Annotated in this window: 14 protein-coding genes; all 14 read right to left on the bottom strand. The window is 63.7% G+C overall.

The features are described 5' to 3' along the window. Positions 1-50: 50 nt before the first annotated feature. The 14 genes from purF to leuC all read right to left on the bottom strand — a co-directional run bounded on the left by purF (position 51) and on the right by leuC (position 16,714). Positions 51-1,556 (bottom strand): amidophosphoribosyltransferase, encoded by a 1,506-nt coding sequence (purF, locus tag AD664_RS24660; RefSeq protein WP_042728273.1) that lies wholly within the window; start codon positions 1,554-1,556, stop codon positions 51-53. Between the two features lie 41 nt (positions 1,557-1,597). Beyond that, entirely contained in the window at positions 1,598-2,158 is a 561-nt protein-coding gene (locus tag AD664_RS24655) for a CvpA family protein (protein WP_053150760.1), read from the bottom strand. 90 nt (positions 2,159-2,248) lie between these two features. Then, positions 2,249-2,911 carry an SPOR domain-containing protein gene (locus AD664_RS24650; protein WP_053150757.1) on the bottom strand — a complete coding sequence of 221 codons (663 nt, stop codon included), beginning with the start codon at positions 2,909-2,911 and terminating at the stop codon, positions 2,249-2,251. Continuing rightward, positions 2,895-4,202 (bottom strand): bifunctional tetrahydrofolate synthase/dihydrofolate synthase, encoded by a 1,308-nt coding sequence (gene folC, locus AD664_RS24645; protein ID WP_053150754.1) that lies wholly within the window; start codon positions 4,200-4,202, stop codon positions 2,895-2,897. The genes AD664_RS24650 and folC overlap by 17 nt, the downstream gene beginning before the upstream one ends. Then, complete coding sequence (accD, locus tag AD664_RS24640; RefSeq protein ID WP_042732641.1) at positions 4,199-5,119, bottom strand: acetyl-CoA carboxylase, carboxyltransferase subunit beta; 921 nt, start codon at positions 5,117-5,119, stop codon at positions 4,199-4,201. The genes folC and accD overlap by 4 nt, the downstream gene beginning before the upstream one ends. 257 nt (positions 5,120-5,376) lie before the next feature. Beyond that, positions 5,377-6,009: a phosphoribosylanthranilate isomerase gene (locus AD664_RS24635; RefSeq protein WP_053150750.1), complete on the bottom strand. Its 633-nt coding sequence runs from the start codon at positions 6,007-6,009 to the stop codon at positions 5,377-5,379. A gap of 64 nt (positions 6,010-6,073) precedes the next feature. Then, complete coding sequence (gene truA / locus AD664_RS24630; protein WP_053150747.1) at positions 6,074-6,898, bottom strand: tRNA pseudouridine(38-40) synthase TruA; 825 nt, start codon at positions 6,896-6,898, stop codon at positions 6,074-6,076. 369 nt (positions 6,899-7,267) lie between these two features. Continuing rightward, the gene (locus tag AD664_RS24625) at positions 7,268-9,883 is read right to left on the bottom strand and encodes a FimV/HubP family polar landmark protein (protein WP_053150744.1); all 2,616 of its coding nucleotides are present in this window, start codon (positions 9,881-9,883) and stop codon (positions 7,268-7,270) included. 208 nt (positions 9,884-10,091) lie between these two features. Next, entirely contained in the window at positions 10,092-11,102 is a 1,011-nt protein-coding gene (locus tag AD664_RS24620) for an aspartate-semialdehyde dehydrogenase (protein ID WP_053150741.1), read from the bottom strand. Between the two features lie 311 nt (positions 11,103-11,413). Beyond that, a complete protein-coding gene (asd, locus tag AD664_RS24615; protein WP_042728366.1) occupies positions 11,414-12,526 on the bottom strand; it encodes an aspartate-semialdehyde dehydrogenase in 1,113 nt (370 codons plus the stop codon). Between the two features lie 54 nt (positions 12,527-12,580). Beyond that, on the bottom strand, positions 12,581-13,663 hold the full coding sequence (gene leuB / locus AD664_RS24610) for a 3-isopropylmalate dehydrogenase (RefSeq protein ID WP_053150738.1): 1,083 nt from the start codon (positions 13,661-13,663) through the stop codon (positions 12,581-12,583). Positions 13,664-13,727: 64 nt separating this feature from the next. Beyond that, entirely contained in the window at positions 13,728-14,492 is a 765-nt protein-coding gene (locus AD664_RS24605; protein ID WP_053150735.1) for a class I SAM-dependent methyltransferase, read from the bottom strand. Between the two features lie 147 nt (positions 14,493-14,639). Then, the gene (leuD, locus tag AD664_RS24600) at positions 14,640-15,284 is read right to left on the bottom strand and encodes a 3-isopropylmalate dehydratase small subunit (protein WP_042728363.1); all 645 of its coding nucleotides are present in this window, start codon (positions 15,282-15,284) and stop codon (positions 14,640-14,642) included. An 11-nt stretch (positions 15,285-15,295) separates the two neighbouring features. Beyond that, positions 15,296-16,714: a 3-isopropylmalate dehydratase large subunit gene (gene leuC, locus AD664_RS24595; protein WP_053150732.1), complete on the bottom strand. Its 1,419-nt coding sequence runs from the start codon at positions 16,712-16,714 to the stop codon at positions 15,296-15,298. Positions 16,715-16,762: the final 48 nt, after the last annotated feature.

The raw sequence follows: 16,762 nt of genomic DNA, 5'->3' as shown, positions 1-16,762 counted from the left end.
GCTGCCACTCCTTCAAATCGCAAACCGGCCCCTCGGGGCCGGTTCGTCACTCAGTTGTTGTACAGATCGATGATCGCACTGACCGCCTGGGTCTTGGCCTTGGACGCATCGTTACGCGCGTGCTCGATCCGGTTCAGGTAGGCCTCGTCGATGTCGCCGGTGACGTACTTGCCGTCGAACACCGCGCAATCGAATTGCTCGATCTTGATCTTGCCGCCGCCCACTGCTTCGATCAGGTCCGGCAGGTCCTGGTAGATCAACCAGTCGGCGCCGATCAGGTCGGCCACGTCCTGGGTGCTGCGGTTGTGCGCGATCAGTTCGTGGGCACTCGGCATGTCGATGCCGTAGACGTTCGGATAACGCACCGCCGGGGCGGCCGAGCAGAAGTACACGTTCTTGGCGCCGGCTTCGCGGGCCATCTGGATGATCTGCTTGCACGTGGTGCCGCGCACGATGGAGTCATCCACCAGCATCACGTTCTTGCCGCGGAACTCCAGCTCGATGGCGTTGAGTTTCTGGCGTACGGATTTTTTCCGCGCGGCCTGGCCCGGCATGATGAAGGTACGGCCGATGTAGCGGTTCTTCACGAAACCTTCGCGGAACTTGACGCCCAGGTGGTTCGCCAGCTCCAAGGCTGCCGTGCGGCTGGTGTCCGGGATCGGGATGACCACGTCGATGTCATGGTCCGGGCGCTCGCGCAGGATCTTCTCGGCCAGCTTTTCGCCCATGCGCAGGCGGGCCTTGTAGACCGAGATGCCGTCGATGATCGAGTCCGGGCGCGCCAGGTAGACGTGCTCGAAGATGCAGGGGGTCAGGCTCGGATTGGTCGCGCACTGGCGGGTGTGCAGCTTGCCGTCTTCAGTGATGTAGACCGCTTCGCCCGGGGCCAGGTCGCGGATCAGGGTGAAACCTAGCACGTCCAGGGACACGCTTTCGGAGGCGATCATGTACTCGACGCCTTCGTCGGTGTGACGCTGGCCGAACACGATCGGGCGGATGCCGTGAGGATCGCGGAAGCCGACGATACCGTAGCCGGTGATCATCGCCACCACCGAGTAACCGCCGACGCAACGGTTATGCACGTCGGTCACCGCCGCGAACACGTCTTCCTCGGTAGGCTGTAGCTTGCCGCGCTGGGCCAGCTCATGGGCAAACACGTTGAGCATCACTTCCGAGTCGGAACTGGTGTTGACGTGGCGCAGGTCCGATTCGTAGATTTCCTTGGCCAGCTGCTCGACGTTGGTCAAGTTGCCGTTGTGCGCCAGGGTGATGCCGTATGGCGAATTGACGTAGAACGGCTGGGCCTCAGCCGACGTCGAGCTGCCCGCCGTCGGGTAGCGTACGTGGCCGATACCCATGTGGCCGACCAGGCGCTGCATGTGGCGCTGGTGGAACACGTCACGTACCAGGCCGTTGTCCTTGCGCAGGAATAACCGGCCGTCATGGCTGGTCACGATACCGGCAGCGTCCTGGCCGCGGTGCTGGAGCACGGTTAGCGCGTCATACAGCGCCTGATTGACGTTCGACTTACCGACGATACCGACGATGCCACACATGCGACGCAACCCCTACTTAATGGATCTGAACTGAACAGCACTCACTGCGGCGTTTTGGCCGTCGGCAAGAGCTGCTCCTTGAACGGTATTTCAGCGGGTACGCTGATACCGCTGGCAAGCCACTGACTGCTCCAACCCAGAATCAGGTTTTTAGACCAGTCTGCGACCAATAGAAATTGTGGCACGAGCCGGGACTCCTGCCACCACGTATCCTGCTGCACCGGCCCCAGGCTCAGGAGCCCGACGGCCACGACCACCAGCAACGCGCCACGCGCCGCGCCGAAGGCCATGCCTAGGAACCGGTCCGTCCCGGAAAGCCCGGTGACGCGAATCAGTTCGCCGATCAGATAGTTGATCATTGCGCCGACCAGCAAGGTGGCGATAAACAAGATGGCACAGCCCGCGATCACGCGAGCCGACGGGGTTTCGATGTATCCGGCGAGGTACTGGGACAGCGAGCCACCAAACATCCAGGCCACGACTCCCGCGATGATCCAGGTCAGCAGCGAGAGGGCTTCCTTGACGAAGCCTCGGCTCAGACTGATCAATGCGGAGATGGCGACGATCGCAACGATCGCCCAGTCAACCCAGGTAAATGGCACGGTGCAGCCTGCAGACGGATAAGGCGGCGCATTTTAGCAGAGCCCAGGGCTGTCGGTAAGCTGCGTGATTCAAATCAGCTAAATCGCCGGTCAACCACGCTCTGGCTGGAAACGTACCACGAAACCCTTGAGGTTCTGCTGGCGCCCGAGCAGGTCACGCAGGCGGTCGGCCTCGGCGCGCTCGATCAACGGCCCGACAAATACCCGGTTCTTGCCATCGGCGGAGCGGATATAAGCGTTGTAGCCCTGGCTGCGCAGGTTTTTCTGCAAGCTTTCAGCACTTTCGCGACTGGTCAGGCTGGCCAGTTGCACCGACCAACTGACCGACAGGCCGTTGGCATCCACACGGCTTTGCGTGGTATCCGGCTTGGCGGGTGCGGCGGTAATCGGCTGGGTCGGGGCCGGCTTGACGGCAGGCGCCGCCGGAGCAGGCGTCGGCGCGACGACCGGTTTGCTCGACGCTGGCGCAGCGGGTGCGGGTGCGATAGGCGTCGACGGCGCAGTTGGCTGCTGCGCTAGCTCCTCGTCACTCGGCACAGGCTCCTGGGGCAGCGCCTGTGGTTCGGGCACCGCCACCGGCTCGACCTGCACGGGCGGCACGGCAGGCGCCTGGGGCGCAGCCGGCGCATCCACCGTGATCTGGCGCTGCTCGTCCTGGCGGGAAAACAGCATCGGCAGGAAAATCACCGCCAGGGCCACCAACACCAGGGCACCGACCATGCGCTGTTTGTACGCCTTATCCAGCATTGCCATCTGCCGCGTCCTCCGTGGAGCGCCGGACCAACCATTGAAGGGCCTCGGCAACACAAAAAAATGATCCGAACAACAGGATCTCGTCATCGGCCGTCGCCGCGGCGCACTGCCCTTCCAGCGCGGCGGCCACACTGCCATAGCTTTGTACAGCAGCACCGTGACGCTGCAAAGTGGCCTGCAACTCGGTCGCCGGACGCGAACGCGGCGAGTCCAGCGGCGTCACCGCCCATTGCTGGACACTAGCACCCAACGCCTCGACAACGCCATCCAGGTCTTTGTCGGACAGCAGTCCGAATACCGCCAGGCGCCGCCCCACGACCGGCCGCCGGGCCAGACGCTCGGCCAGGTACTGCGCGGCATGGGGATTGTGCCCGACATCCAGCAACAGGTTCAGGCGCTTGCCCTGCCACTCGAACTGGCGACGATCCAACCTCCCGACAACGCGCGTTGCCTGCAACGCCTCGGCGATCTGCCCCGCCTCCCACGACAAGCCCAGCAGCAGGTAGGCCTGAAGCGCCAGCGCGGCGTTTTCCATGGGCAGGTCCAGCAGCGGCAGGTCACGCAGCTCCACTGGCTGGCCCTGGGCATCGCTGCCGCGCCATTGCCAGTGCTGCTCGGTCATTGCCAGGTCAAAGTCCCGCCCCCGCAGGAAGAACGGGCAGCCCAGCTCGCGGACCTTGTCCAGCAGCGGCTGAGGCGGATCGAGGTCGCCGCAGAGCGCAGGTGCGCCCTGGCGAAAGATACCGGCCTTCTCGAACGCCACGGATTCGCGGGTATCGCCCAGGTAATCGGCATGGTCCACGCCGATACTGGTGACCAAGGCGATGTCGGCATCCACCAGGTTGACCGCGTCCAGGCGCCCGCCCAGGCCGACTTCCAGCACCACGGCATCGAGGCCTGCCCGGGCGAACAGCCAGAACGCCGCCAGGGTGCCCATTTCGAAATAGGTCAGGGAAGTCTCGCCCCGCCCGGTTTCCACCGCGGCAAAGGCTTCGCACAGTTGGGCGTCAGTGGCCTCGACGCCGTTGACCTGCACCCGCTCGTTGTAGCGCAGCAGGTGCGGCGAACTGTAGACACCGACGTTCAACCCCTGGGCCCGCAGCAGCGAGGCCAGGAAGGCGCAGGTCGAACCCTTGCCGTTGGTGCCGGTCACGGTGATGACCCGGGGCGCCGGCTTGGCCAGTCCCATGCGGGACGCTACCGCTTGCGAGCGCTCCAGCCCCATGTCGATGGCCGACGGATGCAACTGCTCGAGGTAGGCAAGCCAGTCGCCCAGGGTACGTTGGGTCATAGGCCTGCAGGCACCGGCGGAACCACGATCGGCTCGACGGGAGCGGCGACGAACTTCGGCGTCGGCAGCCCCATCAGTTGCGCCAGCAGGTTACCCAGGCGCGGACGCAGCTCCTGGCGATGGATGATCATGTCGATGGCACCGTGTTCCAGCAGGAATTCGCTGCGCTGGAAGCCTTCGGGCAGTTTTTCACGCACGGTCTGCTCGATCACGCGCGGGCCGGCAAAGCCGATCAGCGCCTTAGGCTCGCCGACGATCACGTCGCCCAGCATGGCCAGGCTGGCGGAGACGCCGCCGTAGACCGGGTCGGTCAGCACCGAGATGAATGGAATGCCTTCTTCACGCAAGCGCGCCAACACCGCGGAGGTCTTGGCCATCTGCATCAGGGAAATCAGCGCTTCCTGCATCCGCGCACCGCCGGAGGCGGCGAAGCAGATCATCGGGCAACGGTTTTCCAGGGCATGGTTGGCGGCACGAACGAAACGCTCGCCAACGATGGCGCCCATGGAACCGCCCATGAAGGAGAACTCGAACGCCGAGACCACCACTGGCATGCCCAGCAAAGTGCCGCTCATGGACACCAGGGCGTCCTTCTCGCCGGTCTGCTTCTGGGCAGCGGTGAGGCGGTCCTTGTACTTCTTGCCGTCGCGGAACTTCAGGCGATCCACCGGCTCCAGGTCGGCGCCGAGCTCTTCACGGCCTTCGGCGTCCAGGAAGATATCGATACGGGCACGCGCACCAATGCGCATGTGGTGGTTGCACTTGGGGCACACGTCCAGGGTCTTTTCCAGCTCCGGGCGATACAACACCGCTTCGCAGGAAGGACATTTGTGCCACAGACCTTCAGGCACCGAGCTTTTCTTCACCTCGGAACGCATGATCGAAGGGATCAGTTTGTCTACTAACCAGTTGCTCATGCTTTCTTTCTCCAGTACCGGCGGCCCGAACGCTCTGGTTCGCGGCCCCGCGTATGCCCTTGAGCTAAATTCATTGTGCGGCGAGGGCCGAAGGGCCGCCACGGTCAGCGCGAAACATGACCTGCGTGCAACCCAACCTTCCTCAGCCATCCCGGCAACCGCTTCATCGTGGTTGCCACTACGCTATCGGCCCACCCGGAGGCGGTGCCTGCCTGCTATGTACAGTGCAGGTATGGACGGCGGCAGTCTGCCAGCCGTCACATTGGCGACTGGCTGCTGCGTACAGCCGCCATGAACGCGCGAATCCTTGCCGGATCCTTGATCCCCTTGCCCTGCTCCACGCCACCGCTCACATCGACCGCATACGGACGAACCTGGCGAATGGCCTCGGCCACATTCTCCGCCGTCAGCCCACCGGCCAGGATAATCGGTTTACTCAACCCCTTGGGCACGAGTGACCAGTCGAACGCCTCGCCAGTACCACCGGGAACGCCTTCCACGTAGGTATCCAGCAAAACGCCGCTGGCCCCGGCGAAGGTCTTGCATGCGGCGGCGATCTCATCGCCCGCCTTGACCCGCAACGCCTTGATGTACGGGCGGTGCCAACCCTCGCAATCATCCGGGGTTTCGTCGCCATGGAACTGCAACAGCGCCAGCGGCACCGCATCGAGTATCTCGCCCAGCTCGCAACGACTGGCATTGACGAACAGCCCGACCGGGGTCACGAACGGCGGCAGGGCCTGGATGATTGCCCTCGCCTGCTGCACCGTCACCGCCCGCGGGCTCTTGGCGTAGAACACCAGCCCGATGGCATCGGCTCCGGCCTCGACCGCCGCCAACGCGTCCTCGACGCGGGTGATTCCGCAAATCTTGCTGCGAACGGCCGACATGTCGTGAAAAACTCCAAGGCAAATCCGTGAAAGTCCCGGATGGTAGCAAATGCTGCGAAAGGCGTCAGCCGTCGAGTTCCGAGAAGCCGGTGAGGAAATGTGGCCCGATGTAACGCTCCGGCAACTCGAATTCATCGCGGTATTCCACCTGCACCAGGTACAGGCCGAACGGATGCGCCGTCACCCCGCCGGAGCGGCGGACACGGCTGTCGAGCACTTCCTTGATCCACTCCACCGGGCGTTCGCCGGCGCCAATGGTCATCAGCACACCGGCAATGTTGCGCACCATGTGGTGCAGGAACGCGCTGGCGCGGATGTCGAGCACGATCATCTTGCCGTGCCGCGTCACGCGCAGGTGATGCAGCTCCTTGATCGGCGACTTGGCCTGGCACTGGCCAGCACGGAACGCGCTGAAATCATGCACACCAACCAGATACTGCGCCGCCTCGGCCATGCGCTCGGCATCCAGCGGACGGTGGTTCCAGGTGATTTCTTCGTTCAGGTGCGCCGGGCGGATCTGATCGTTGTAGATCACATAGCGATAACGCCGGGCGATCGCCTTGAAGCGCGCGTGAAAGTGCGCCGGCATCACCTTGGCCCAACTGACGCTGACATCGTGCGGCAGGTTGATGTTGGCGCCCATCACCCAGGCCTTCATCGAGCGCTCGACCTGGGTGTCGAAATGCACCACTTGGCCGCAGGCGTGCACGCCGGCGTCGGTACGGCCAGCACAATGCAGCGACACCGGCGAGTCGGCGACTTTGGACAGCGCATTCTCAAGGGTTTCCTGCACCGTCAGCACCCCAGAAGCCTGGCGCTGCCAACCCCGATAGCGCGAGCCCTTGTATTCAACGCCCAGGGCGATCCGGAAAAAACCGTCGGCCGCCATTTCGGCGGCCGGATTGTCTATGTTTGCCAAGGAATTACAGCCTGCTGAGGGACGCAAAGGCGGGCATTATAAGGCCGATGGCTTGGGATGCCAGTCCAACGGGCGATCCTGTGTCGAATGGACTGGCGCTATCGCGAGCACGCTTGCTCCCACAGGGGTTCAGATGGTTTTCAGACCAAGACAAGTCCTTGTGGCGAGGGAGCTTGCTCCCGCTCGAGTGCGCAGCGCTCGCAAAAGTGCTCGACGTGCCATAGAGAGGCCTGCTTCGCAGCCCAGCGGGAGCAAGCTCCCTCGCCACAAGAGCAGCGTGAATGACCCACAAACAAAAACGGCAGCCTCACCGGCTGCCGTTTTTGTATAACCACTGATTCACACCAGGCGCGACAACATCTCCTGCGCTTCGCTCTTCTGGGTGGCATCACCCTCGTTGAGGACTTCGCCGAGAATGTCCCGGGCGCCGTCGTTATCGCCCATGTCCATGTAGGCCTGGGCCAGGTCGAGCTTGGTCGCCACCTCGTCGGTGCCGCTGAGGAAGTCGAAATCCGGCTCGTCCTCGGCGCCGGCCAGCGCATCTTCGGCGGTGAAGGTTGGCTCGCTCAGGCTGTCCGACAGGCGGTCCAACTCGGCGTTGACGTCGTCCAGCTCGGACTCGAAGGCATCCTTCGGCGCGCCAGGGGCATCCATTTCGTCAGCCAGGGACAGGTCAAAATCCGCGGGCAGTTCGAGATCGTCGGCCGGGGTGTCGGGCAACGCAGGCGCATCGGCCGGCGGCAAGTCGAAGCCCTTGAGGTCGTCGCCCAGGTCCAGCAGGAAGTCCTCGTCATCGAGGGCAGCGGTCGGGGCCGGGGTATCGGCGCCCAGGTCCAGGTCGAACTCGGACAGGTCGTCGAGGCTCTGGTTGGCTTCGGTCTGCTGCTTGAGCACCGACTCGAAGCTCAGGTCGTCGTCTTCCGGGAATGCATCCAGCTCGGCGATCGGCTCGGCGGCCGGTGGGACCGGCGTCGCTTCCAGGTCATCCAGGCTCAGGTCAAAGGCACTGTCCAGTTCTTCATCGGACAACGGCTTGTCTTCCAGCAGGTCCTTGACGTACTGCGCATCCAGCTCGGCGGCCAATGCCGCTGCAGCCAGGCCGGCGCCGGTCGCCACGACCATGGCAGGGAAACGGCTCTTGAGCTGCTCGACCTGGGCGTAGTTGTCGCCGTTGGCCACGAGCTGGCGCTCCTGGGCGACGAACGCATCGCGATCGCCTTGCTGGCCGTAGACTTCCATGAGCTTCAGGCGCAGGTCGCTGCGCTGGGGCTCGGCCTTGATGCCTTGTTCCAGCAGGTCGGCGGCCTGGTTCAGGCGACCGCGGTCGATGTGGGACTGGGCCAGGGGCAGCACGTCATCCGAAGGCTCGGCGGCCGGCGCCACCAAGGGCGCGGCGATCGGTGGCGTGACAATCACCGGGGCAACGAGCGGGGCTGGCTTGGGCACTGGCGCAGGCGCCGGTTTTGGCTCGAGTTTGACGCTGGGAGGTGGAACTTCAATGCCCTCGAAGCTGCTCGGGGGCAGATCGAGCTCCGGGGAGAAGTCGGCCTCCTCCTCGAGGGCTCGGGCCATGCGCAAATGTTTCTCGGCTTCCTGCTGGGCCTTGCGGCGGCGGGCGAGCAACAACAACAGCAACAGCAGGATCAACACGCCGCCGCCCACCAGGCCCAGCAGGACCGGATTGGTCAGCAGATCGTTGTACTTCTGCTCGTTGGAAGCCGCCGGCACTGGCTCGATCGGCGCGACCGGTGGTGTCGCTTCCGGAGTCGCGGCCGGTGCGGGAGCAGCCTCGGGCGCGACCGTCGGAGCTTGCGCCCCCGGCGTTTGCGCAGCCGGAGCGGGGGTCAATTGCGCGGACATCGCCGGGGCCGCTTCGCCCGCAGGCGGCACTGCGCCACCTTCGGCCTGCATCTTGGCCAGTTGATTGTTCTTCAACTCGATCAGGCGTTGCAGCTTGTCCAACTGACTTTGCAGGTCGGCCATGCGGCTTTTCAGCTCTTCGTTGTCCCGGCGAGCCGAATCGAGGCTCTCCTGGGTCACGGCCAGCTTGTTGCTCAGCGCCTGGGCATCACCGGCAGCGCCCTTGCCCTTGCCGCCCGCCTTCGCCGACTCGGCCGACACCAGGCTCAGGTTATCGCGACCAGCGGCCTGGGCCGGCGCGCCTTCACCGCGGCCACGCCGGGTTGCATCCAGCTGTTGCTGGCCCGCACCCGCCACGCCACGCCGCCCCGAACGCCAGGCGGCGTTCTGCGCGGCGACTTCGGCAATGGCCTGGGGCTGCGGCAGCGCGGTGCTTTGCACCGGGTCCGGCAAGCGCAGCACCTGGCCGGTCTTGAGCAGGTTGATGTTGCCGTTGATGAACGCATTCGGATTCAACGCCTGGATCGCCAGCATGGTCTGCTGGACCGACCCGCCGTTGCGCACCTTGGCGGCGATTTCCCACAGGGTATCGCGCGGCGTGGTGGTGTACTGGGAAGGCTTGGTGGCACCGGTGACCGGCGTGGATACCGCCTGCGGCGGTTTCGCCCGGGCAGCATCCGCCGCCTGCGGGGAGAACTTGGACGGGTCGAGCAGCACGCTGTAGTCGCGCAGCAGGCGACCGTTGGGCCACATCACCTGCACCAGGAACTTGACCATCGGCTCGGACAGCGGCCGGCTGGAGGTGACCCGCAAGACGCTCTTGCCATTGGCGTTGATCACCGGCGTGAAGCTCAGGTCGTTGAGGAAGGCTTGGCGGTCGACGCCGGCCTTGGCGAAGTCTTCGGGCGAGGCCAGGCTCGGCACGACTTCGGCTGCGGTCAACTGCTGGACGTCGAGCAGCTCGATCTCGGCGACCAGGGGCTGGTTCGGCGTCGACTTCAGGGTCAATTCCCCAAGCCCGAGCGCCTGCGCCATACCGGAGGACAGCGCCGAGGCGGCCGCTATTGCTAACACCAGTTTGCGAACTTGAACCATAGCCTCTTCCTTTGTTTGAACATTCCTCGGCCAGCGAGAAGGTATTGATGCCGCTGCCGTAAGGCATTGCGCGCAGCCCCGAAGCGACGGTGCGCGCGATCGTTTCACTCATGTCCCGGGAAGCCCCCGGAGGGAGGTTCGCCTTCAGCTCTCTGGCCAAGCATAGCGCCCAGCTAGAACCATTCGACAAATTGACGCCAAGTATCTTTTACAGCAAGTCTTTTATCAACAACTCAGCGACCTGCACCGCATTGAGCGCCGCGCCTTTGCGTACGTTATCTGACGTCAGCCACATATTTAGTTCAGCCGGATCGTCGATACCCAGTCGCACACGCCCGACGTAGACCTCATCCTGCCCCACCGCATCGTCCACCGGCGTCGGGTAGTCGCCCGCCTCCACGAGCTCGATACCCGGCGCAGCTTCGAGGGCCGCATTGACCTTCGCCAGGTCGATGGCATCGCTCATCTGCACCGTCACGCTAAAGCTATCGCCAAAAAACACCGGTGCTTGAATGCAAGTGCCGGAAATCTTTAACAAAGGTTGCTCCAGCACCTGGCGCAATTCGCGCACCAGGCGCTTTTCCAGCAGCGTGTGACCCTGCTCGTCCGGCGTACCGACCTGGGCCAATAGGTTGAACGCCATCTGCCGATCGAAAAAGGTCGGCTCCAACGGGCGGGCGTTGAGCAGTTCGGCGGTCTGGCGCGCCAACTCGTTCACGGCGACACGGCCCTGGGTGGACACGGCGAGGTGGGCGGTCACGCTGACGCGCTGCATCACCAGGCACTCGCGCAACGGTGCCAGCGCCATGGCCAGTACCGTGGCCGAAGCGCTCGGGCTGCTGACCTGGAAAGGCTTCGCCAGGCCGGCCAGCACCGGGGCGTTAGCTTGCGGCACGATCTGCGGCGCCTGCTCCGGCGGCAACGCACCGGACAGATCGACCAACGCACAGCCGGCCGCCGTGGCACGCGGGGCGAAACTCAGGGTCACCGCCGGGCCTGCGGCGAAAAACGCCAATTGGACCTTGCTGAAATCAAATTCAGCGACCTCCCGCACCCGCACGTTCTTGCCACGAAACAGCACCGAACTGCCGGCCGATTCGCTGCTGGCCAGCAAATGCAGGTTGCCGATCGGGAAATCGCGCTCTTCGAGAATCTGGACAAGGGTTTCGCCGACAGTACCGGTGGCGCCGATCACGGCAATATCAAAGGACTGGCTCATGGGTCTACCTCAGGTAACACGGGGGGAGCGGCACTTTACCGGGTGGTGGGTATGCAGGCAATTGGCTGGGGGACTTGCAGTGCCTGGACTGGCCTCATCGCGAGCAAGCTCGCTCCCACATTGGTTCTCGCGGCGGACAAAACACCTGTGGGAGCGGGCTTGCTCGCGAAGACGGGGGCACATTCAACGCAGGTGCAAACTGACAAACCGCTTTCGCGAGCAAGCCCGCTCCCACAAGGACGCGTATGTCTGTAACCATAAAAAAACCCGCACCTTTCACAAGGCACGGGTTCTTTCACAGCCACATCGAATCAACGCTCGAGCAGGATCCGCAGCATGCGGCGCAGCGGTTCGGCGGCGCCCCACAGCAACTGGTCGCCGACGGTGAAGGCACCGACGAACTGCGAGCCCATGTTCAGCTTGCGCAGACGCCCTACTGGCACGTTCAGGGTGCCGGTGACCTTGGTCGGGCTCAGCTCCTGCATGCTGATGTCGCGGTTGTTCGGCACCAGCTTGACCCATGGGTTGTGCTGGCTGATCAGCCCTTCGATGTCGGCGATCGGGACGTCTTTGTTCAGCTTGATGGTCAGCGCCTGGCTGTGGCAGCGCATGGCACCGATGCGCACACAGATGCCGTCCACCGGGATCGGGCTCTTGAAGCGGCCCAGGATCTTGTTGGTTTCAGCCTGGGCCTTCCACTCTTCGCGGCTCTGGCCGTTAGGCAGTTCCTTGTCGATCCACGGGATCAGGCTGCCGGCCAGCGGCACGCCGAAGTTCTCGGTCGGATAGGCATCGCTGCGCATCGCCTCGGCCACCTTGCGATCGATGTCCAGGATGGCGCTGGCCGGGTTGGCCAGGTCATCGGCGACGGCAGCGTGGGTCGCGCCCATTTGCTTGATCAGCTCGCGCATGTTCTGCGCACCGGCACCGGACGCCGCCTGGTAGGTCATGGCGCTCATCCACTCCACCAGGCCGGCCTCGAACAGGCCGCCCAGACCCATCAGCATCAGGCTGACGGTGCAGTTGCCGCCGATGTAGTTCTTGGTGCCCGCGTCCAGCTGTTGGTCGATGACCTTGCGGTTCACCGGATCGAGAATGATCACCGCGTCGTCCTGCATGCGCAGGCTGGAAGCGGCGTCGATCCAGTAACCCTGCCAGCCGGCTTCACGCAGCTTGGGGAAGACTTCGCTGGTGTAGTCGCCGCCCTGGCAGGTCAGGATCACGTCGAGGGTCTTGAGCTCTTCGATGCTGTAGGCATCCTTGAGCGCGCCGGTATCCTTGCCCACGGACGGGCCCTGGCCACCTACGTTGGAGGTGGTGAAAAACACCGGCTCAATGAGATCGAAATCCTGCTCTTCCAGCATTCGCTGCATGAGCACGGAACCGACCATGCCGCGCCAACCGATCAGACCTACACGTTTCATCGCAACTACACCTATACAAAAGTGGGCCACCGTCGAAGCAGTGGGCCCGAAAGATTACAGATTCCGCAGCGCGGCGACTACTGCATCGCCCATTTGCTGCGTACCGACTTTGGTACAACCGGCCGACCAGATATCGCCTGTGCGCAAGCCCTGGTCCAACACCACGCTGACCGCCTGCTCGATGGCGTCGGCCGCGTCACTGCGGTTGAAGCTGTAGCGCAGCATCATCGACACCGACAGGATGGTCGCCAACGGGTTGGCGATGCCCTGCCCGGCAATGTCCGGCGCCGAACCGTGGCATGGCTCGTACATCCCCTTGTTGTTGGCATCCAGGGACGCCGACGGCAACATGCCGATGGAACCGGTGAGCATCGACGCTTCGTCAGACAGGATGTCGCCGAACATGTTGTCGGTGACCATCACGTCGAACTGCTTCGGCGCACGTACCAATTGCATGGCGGCGTTGTCGACGTACATGTGGCTCAGCTCGACGTCCGGGTAATCCTTGGCCACCTGCTCGACCACTTCGCGCCACAGTTGGCTGGACGCCAGCACGTTGGCCTTGTCCACCGAGCACAGCTTCTTGCCCCGCACGCGGGCCATGTCGAAACCGACCCGGGCGATGCGGCGGATTTCGCTTTCGCTGTATGGCAGGGTGTCGTAGGACTGGCGTTCGCCATTATCCAGCTCACGGGTGCCACGGGGTGCGCCGAAGTAGATACCACCGGTCAGCTCGCGGACGATGAGGATGTCCAGGCCCGAGACGATTTCCGGCTTCAGGCTCGAAGCGTCGGCCAGTTGCGGGTAGAGGATCGCCGGACGCAGGTTGCCGAACAGGCCCAGTTGCGCACGGATCTTCAGCAGGCCGCGCTCGGGGCGGATGTCACGCTCGATCTTGTCCCATTTCGGGCCGCCCACGGCGCCCAGCAGCACGGCATCGGCCGCGCGGGCACGCTCCAGGGTTTCATCGGCCAGCGGCACGCCGTGCTTGTCGATGGCTGCGCCACCGATGACGTCGTGGCTGAGCTCGAAGCCCAGGTCGTACTTGTCGTTCGCCAACTCCAGGACCTTGACCGCCTCGGCCATGATTTCCGGGCCAATACCGTCGCCGGGGAGAATCAGAATCTGCTTGCTCATGCTTTCCTCGTTTGCTCTATCGGCACGCACCAGGTTCTAAACCCAGGTCGCACCAGGAAAAATGCTATCGCTCGGCCCACAGCACCAGTACATCTGTACTGAACGAACCATCGGCCTCAATCTCAAAATATTCACGCACTTCATCGCCCATCGCACGCTGCAGCGCCAGAATCGCCCCGCGCATCACCTCGGGGGTGCGCATGCGCTCGACCCAGGATTGGTATTCCAGCCGCAGGCGCTGGCGCGAAAGACTGCGGGTGTACAGCCCCGCCTCGCTGACCTGGCGCAACCACTCGTCAGCCGAATAGTCGCGCACATGGCTGGTATCGCGCAGCACTTCGATGCTTTGCAGGTAGGTGTCCAGCAACGGCGTGCCCGGCGACAGGATGTCGATGAACGCCATCACCCCACCCGGCTTGAGCACGCGGCGCACTTCGCGCAACGCCAGGCCCAGGTCGCTCCAATGATGCGCCGAATAGCGACTGAACACGAAGTCGAACTCGCCATCGGCGAACGGCAGGCGCTCGGCGGCACCGCGCACCGTGGCGACGTTGTCCAGGCCACGCTCCGCAGCCGCCGTGGACACGACATCGAGCATCTGCTGGGACAGGTCATAGGCCACGACTTCACCGACCAACGGCGCCACGTGGAAACTCACGTGACCGGCACCGCACCCCAGGTCCAGCACACGAGCCTGCTCATGACCGGCCAGCTCCGCCTTCAGCAGCGCAAACTCGGTGCCCTGGGCATGCACGGCACTGCTCAGGTAGGCCGAGGCCTGTTCACCGAATTGTTTCTGTACAACCTGACTGTGGGCGGTGCTGGTCATGGGCACTTCCTTTTTTGGGGTTAGCCTGGTGGTGTTTTTGCTGCCGTCTTCGAGGGCGAGCCCGCGCCCACACTGGGTGTTCGCAAACCTTGTGGGAACGGGCTTGCCCGCGAAGGGCCGGTCCTGCCTATTTAAAGTTCAAATCAATCAGGCATCGCGAAACAGCCAAGGCTGGCTCGCCCGGTGCCTGGCCTCGAACGCGGCAATCGCATCGCTGTCCTGCAGGGTCAGGCCGATGTCATCCAGGCCATTGAGCAGGCAATGCTTGCGGAAGGCATCGATCTCGAACCCCAGCACCTTGCCGTCGGGACGGGTGACGGTCTGGGCCGCCAGATCGATCTGCAACTGGTAACCCGGGTTGGCTTCGACCTGCTGGAACAGCTCGTCGACTTCAGCGTCGCTCAGGATGATCGGCAGCAAGCCGTTCTTGAAGCTGTTGTTGAAGAAGATGTCGGCGTAGCTCGGCGCGATGATGCTACGGAAACCGTACTCTTCCAGGGCCCACGGCGCGTGCTCGCGGCTCGAACCGCAGCCGAAGTTCTCGCGGGCCAGCAACACGCTGGCGCCTTGGTAACGCTCGGCGTTGAGTACGAAATCCTTGTTCAGCGGGCGCTTGGAGTTGTCCTGGTACGGCTGGCCCACATCCAGGTAGCGCCACTCATCGAACAGGTTCGGGCCGAAACCGGTGCGCTTGATGGACTTCAAGAACTGTTTGGGAATGATCTGGTCGGTGTCGACGTTGGCACGATCCAAAGGCGCGACAAGACCGGTGTGCTGGGTAAAAGCTTTCATGCTGCGCTCCTTCAGATCAATTCGCGGACGTCGACGAAACGGCCGTTGACAGCCGCTGCCGCGGCCATGGCCGGGCTCACCAGGTGCGTACGGCCACCGGCGCCCTGACGGCCTTCGAAGTTACGGTTGGAGGTGGAAGCGCAATGCTCGCCCGACTCCAGGCGATCCGGGTTCATCGCCAGGCACATCGAGCACCCCGGCTCACGCCATTCGAAACCGGCCTCGAGGAACACTTTGTCCAGCCCTTCCGCTTCAGCCTGGGCCTTCACCAGGCCCGAGCCCGGCACCACGATGGCCTGCTTGATGGTCGAAGCAACCTTGCGGCCCTTGGCGATCACCGCGGCAGCGCGCAGGTCTTCGATCCGCGAGTTGGTGCACGAGCCGATGAACACGCGGTCGAGCTGAATGTCGGTGATCGCCTGGTTGGCGCTCAGGCCCATGTATTTCAAGGCACGAACGATGGAGTCGCGTTTGACCAGGTCCATTTCCTTGGCCGGATCCGGGACGTTCTGGTCAACGGCCAGGACCATTTCCGGCGAAGTGCCCCAACTGACCTGCGGTTTGATCTGGGCGGCGTCGAGTTCGACCACGGTGTCGAACTTGGCATCGGCATCGGAGACCAGGTCCTTCCAGGCTTCGACCGCCTTGTCCCACTCCGCGCCTTTCGGGGCGAACGGACGACCCTTGACGTATTCCACGGTTTTTTCATCGGCCGCCACCAGACCAACGCGAGCACCGGCCTCGATGGACATGTTGCAGATGGTCATGCGGCCTTCGACGGACAAGTCGCGGATCGCGCTGCCAGCGAACTCGATGGCATGCCCGTTGCCGCCGGCGGTGCCGATCTTGCCGATCACCGCCAGGACAATGTCCTTGGCGGTCACGCCGAACGGCAACTTGCCCTCGACACGCACCAACATGTTTTTCATTTTCTTGGCGACCAGGCACTGGGTGGCGAGCACGTGCTCGACCTCGGAAGTACCGATGCCATGGGCCAGGGCGCCGAATGCGCCGTGGGTGGAAGTGTGCGAGTCGCCGCAGACCACGGTCATGCCGGGCAAGGTCGCGCCCTGCTCCGGGCCAATGACGTGGACGATACCCTGGCGCACGTCATTCATCTTGAATTCGACGATGCCGTACTCGTCACAGTTATCGTCGAGGGTCTGGACCTGCAGGCGCGAGACCTGGTCGGCAATGGCCGCGATGCCGCCCTTGCGCTCCGGGGTGGTCGGCACGTTGTGGTCCGGGGTGGCGATGTTGGCATCGATGCGCCACGGCTTGCGCCCAGCCAGGCGCAGGCCTTCGAAGGCTTGCGGCGACGTCACTTCGTGGATGATGTGACGATCGATGTAGATCAGCGCCGAGCCATCGTCGCGCTGCTTGACCAAATGCGAATCCCAGAGCTTGTCGTAGAGCGTTTTGCCGGCCATCAGACGGTTCCTCATCAGCTTGTTTCTATGCCCCGGGCCTTGAACGTT

The organism is Pseudomonas sp. P97.38 (genome assembly GCF_001269745.1).
GTDB classification, from domain to species: domain Bacteria; phylum Pseudomonadota; class Gammaproteobacteria; order Pseudomonadales; family Pseudomonadaceae; genus Aquipseudomonas; species Aquipseudomonas chlororaphis_E.
Note: the sequence above shows the minus strand (reverse complement) of the source record. Positions and strands in the feature narration are given on the sequence as shown.

What these genes read in the sequence shown, in the direction of transcription:
- AD664_RS24650 (WP_053150757.1), bottom strand. Translation starts at nt 2,911, where the DNA reads ATGGCAATGCTGGATAAGGCGTACAAACAGCGCATGGTCGGTGCCCTG.
- AD664_RS24620 (WP_053150741.1), bottom strand. Translation starts at nt 11,102, where the DNA reads ATGAGCCAGTCCTTTGATATTGCCGTGATCGGCGCCACCGGTACTGTC.
- folC (WP_053150754.1), bottom strand. Translation starts at nt 4,202, where the DNA reads ATGACCCAACGTACCCTGGGCGACTGGCTTGCCTACCTCGAGCAGTTG.
- truA (WP_053150747.1), bottom strand. Translation starts at nt 6,898, where the DNA reads ATGGCGGCCGACGGTTTTTTCCGGATCGCCCTGGGCGTTGAATACAAG.
- asd (WP_042728366.1), bottom strand. Translation starts at nt 12,526, where the DNA reads ATGAAACGTGTAGGTCTGATCGGTTGGCGCGGCATGGTCGGTTCCGTG.
- purF (WP_042728273.1), bottom strand. Translation starts at nt 1,556, where the DNA reads ATGTGTGGCATCGTCGGTATCGTCGGTAAGTCGAACGTCAATCAGGCG.
- AD664_RS24605 (WP_053150735.1), bottom strand. Translation starts at nt 14,492, where the DNA reads ATGACCAGCACCGCCCACAGTCAGGTTGTACAGAAACAATTCGGTGAA.
- leuB (WP_053150738.1), bottom strand. Translation starts at nt 13,663, where the DNA reads ATGAGCAAGCAGATTCTGATTCTCCCCGGCGACGGTATTGGCCCGGAA.
- accD (WP_042732641.1), bottom strand. Translation starts at nt 5,119, where the DNA reads ATGAGCAACTGGTTAGTAGACAAACTGATCCCTTCGATCATGCGTTCC.
- AD664_RS24635 (WP_053150750.1), bottom strand. Translation starts at nt 6,009, where the DNA reads ATGTCGGCCGTTCGCAGCAAGATTTGCGGAATCACCCGCGTCGAGGAC.
- leuC (WP_053150732.1), bottom strand. Translation starts at nt 16,714, where the DNA reads ATGGCCGGCAAAACGCTCTACGACAAGCTCTGGGATTCGCATTTGGTC.
- leuD (WP_042728363.1), bottom strand. Translation starts at nt 15,284, where the DNA reads ATGAAAGCTTTTACCCAGCACACCGGTCTTGTCGCGCCTTTGGATCGT.
- AD664_RS24625 (WP_053150744.1), bottom strand. Translation starts at nt 9,883, where the DNA reads ATGGTTCAAGTTCGCAAACTGGTGTTAGCAATAGCGGCCGCCTCGGCG.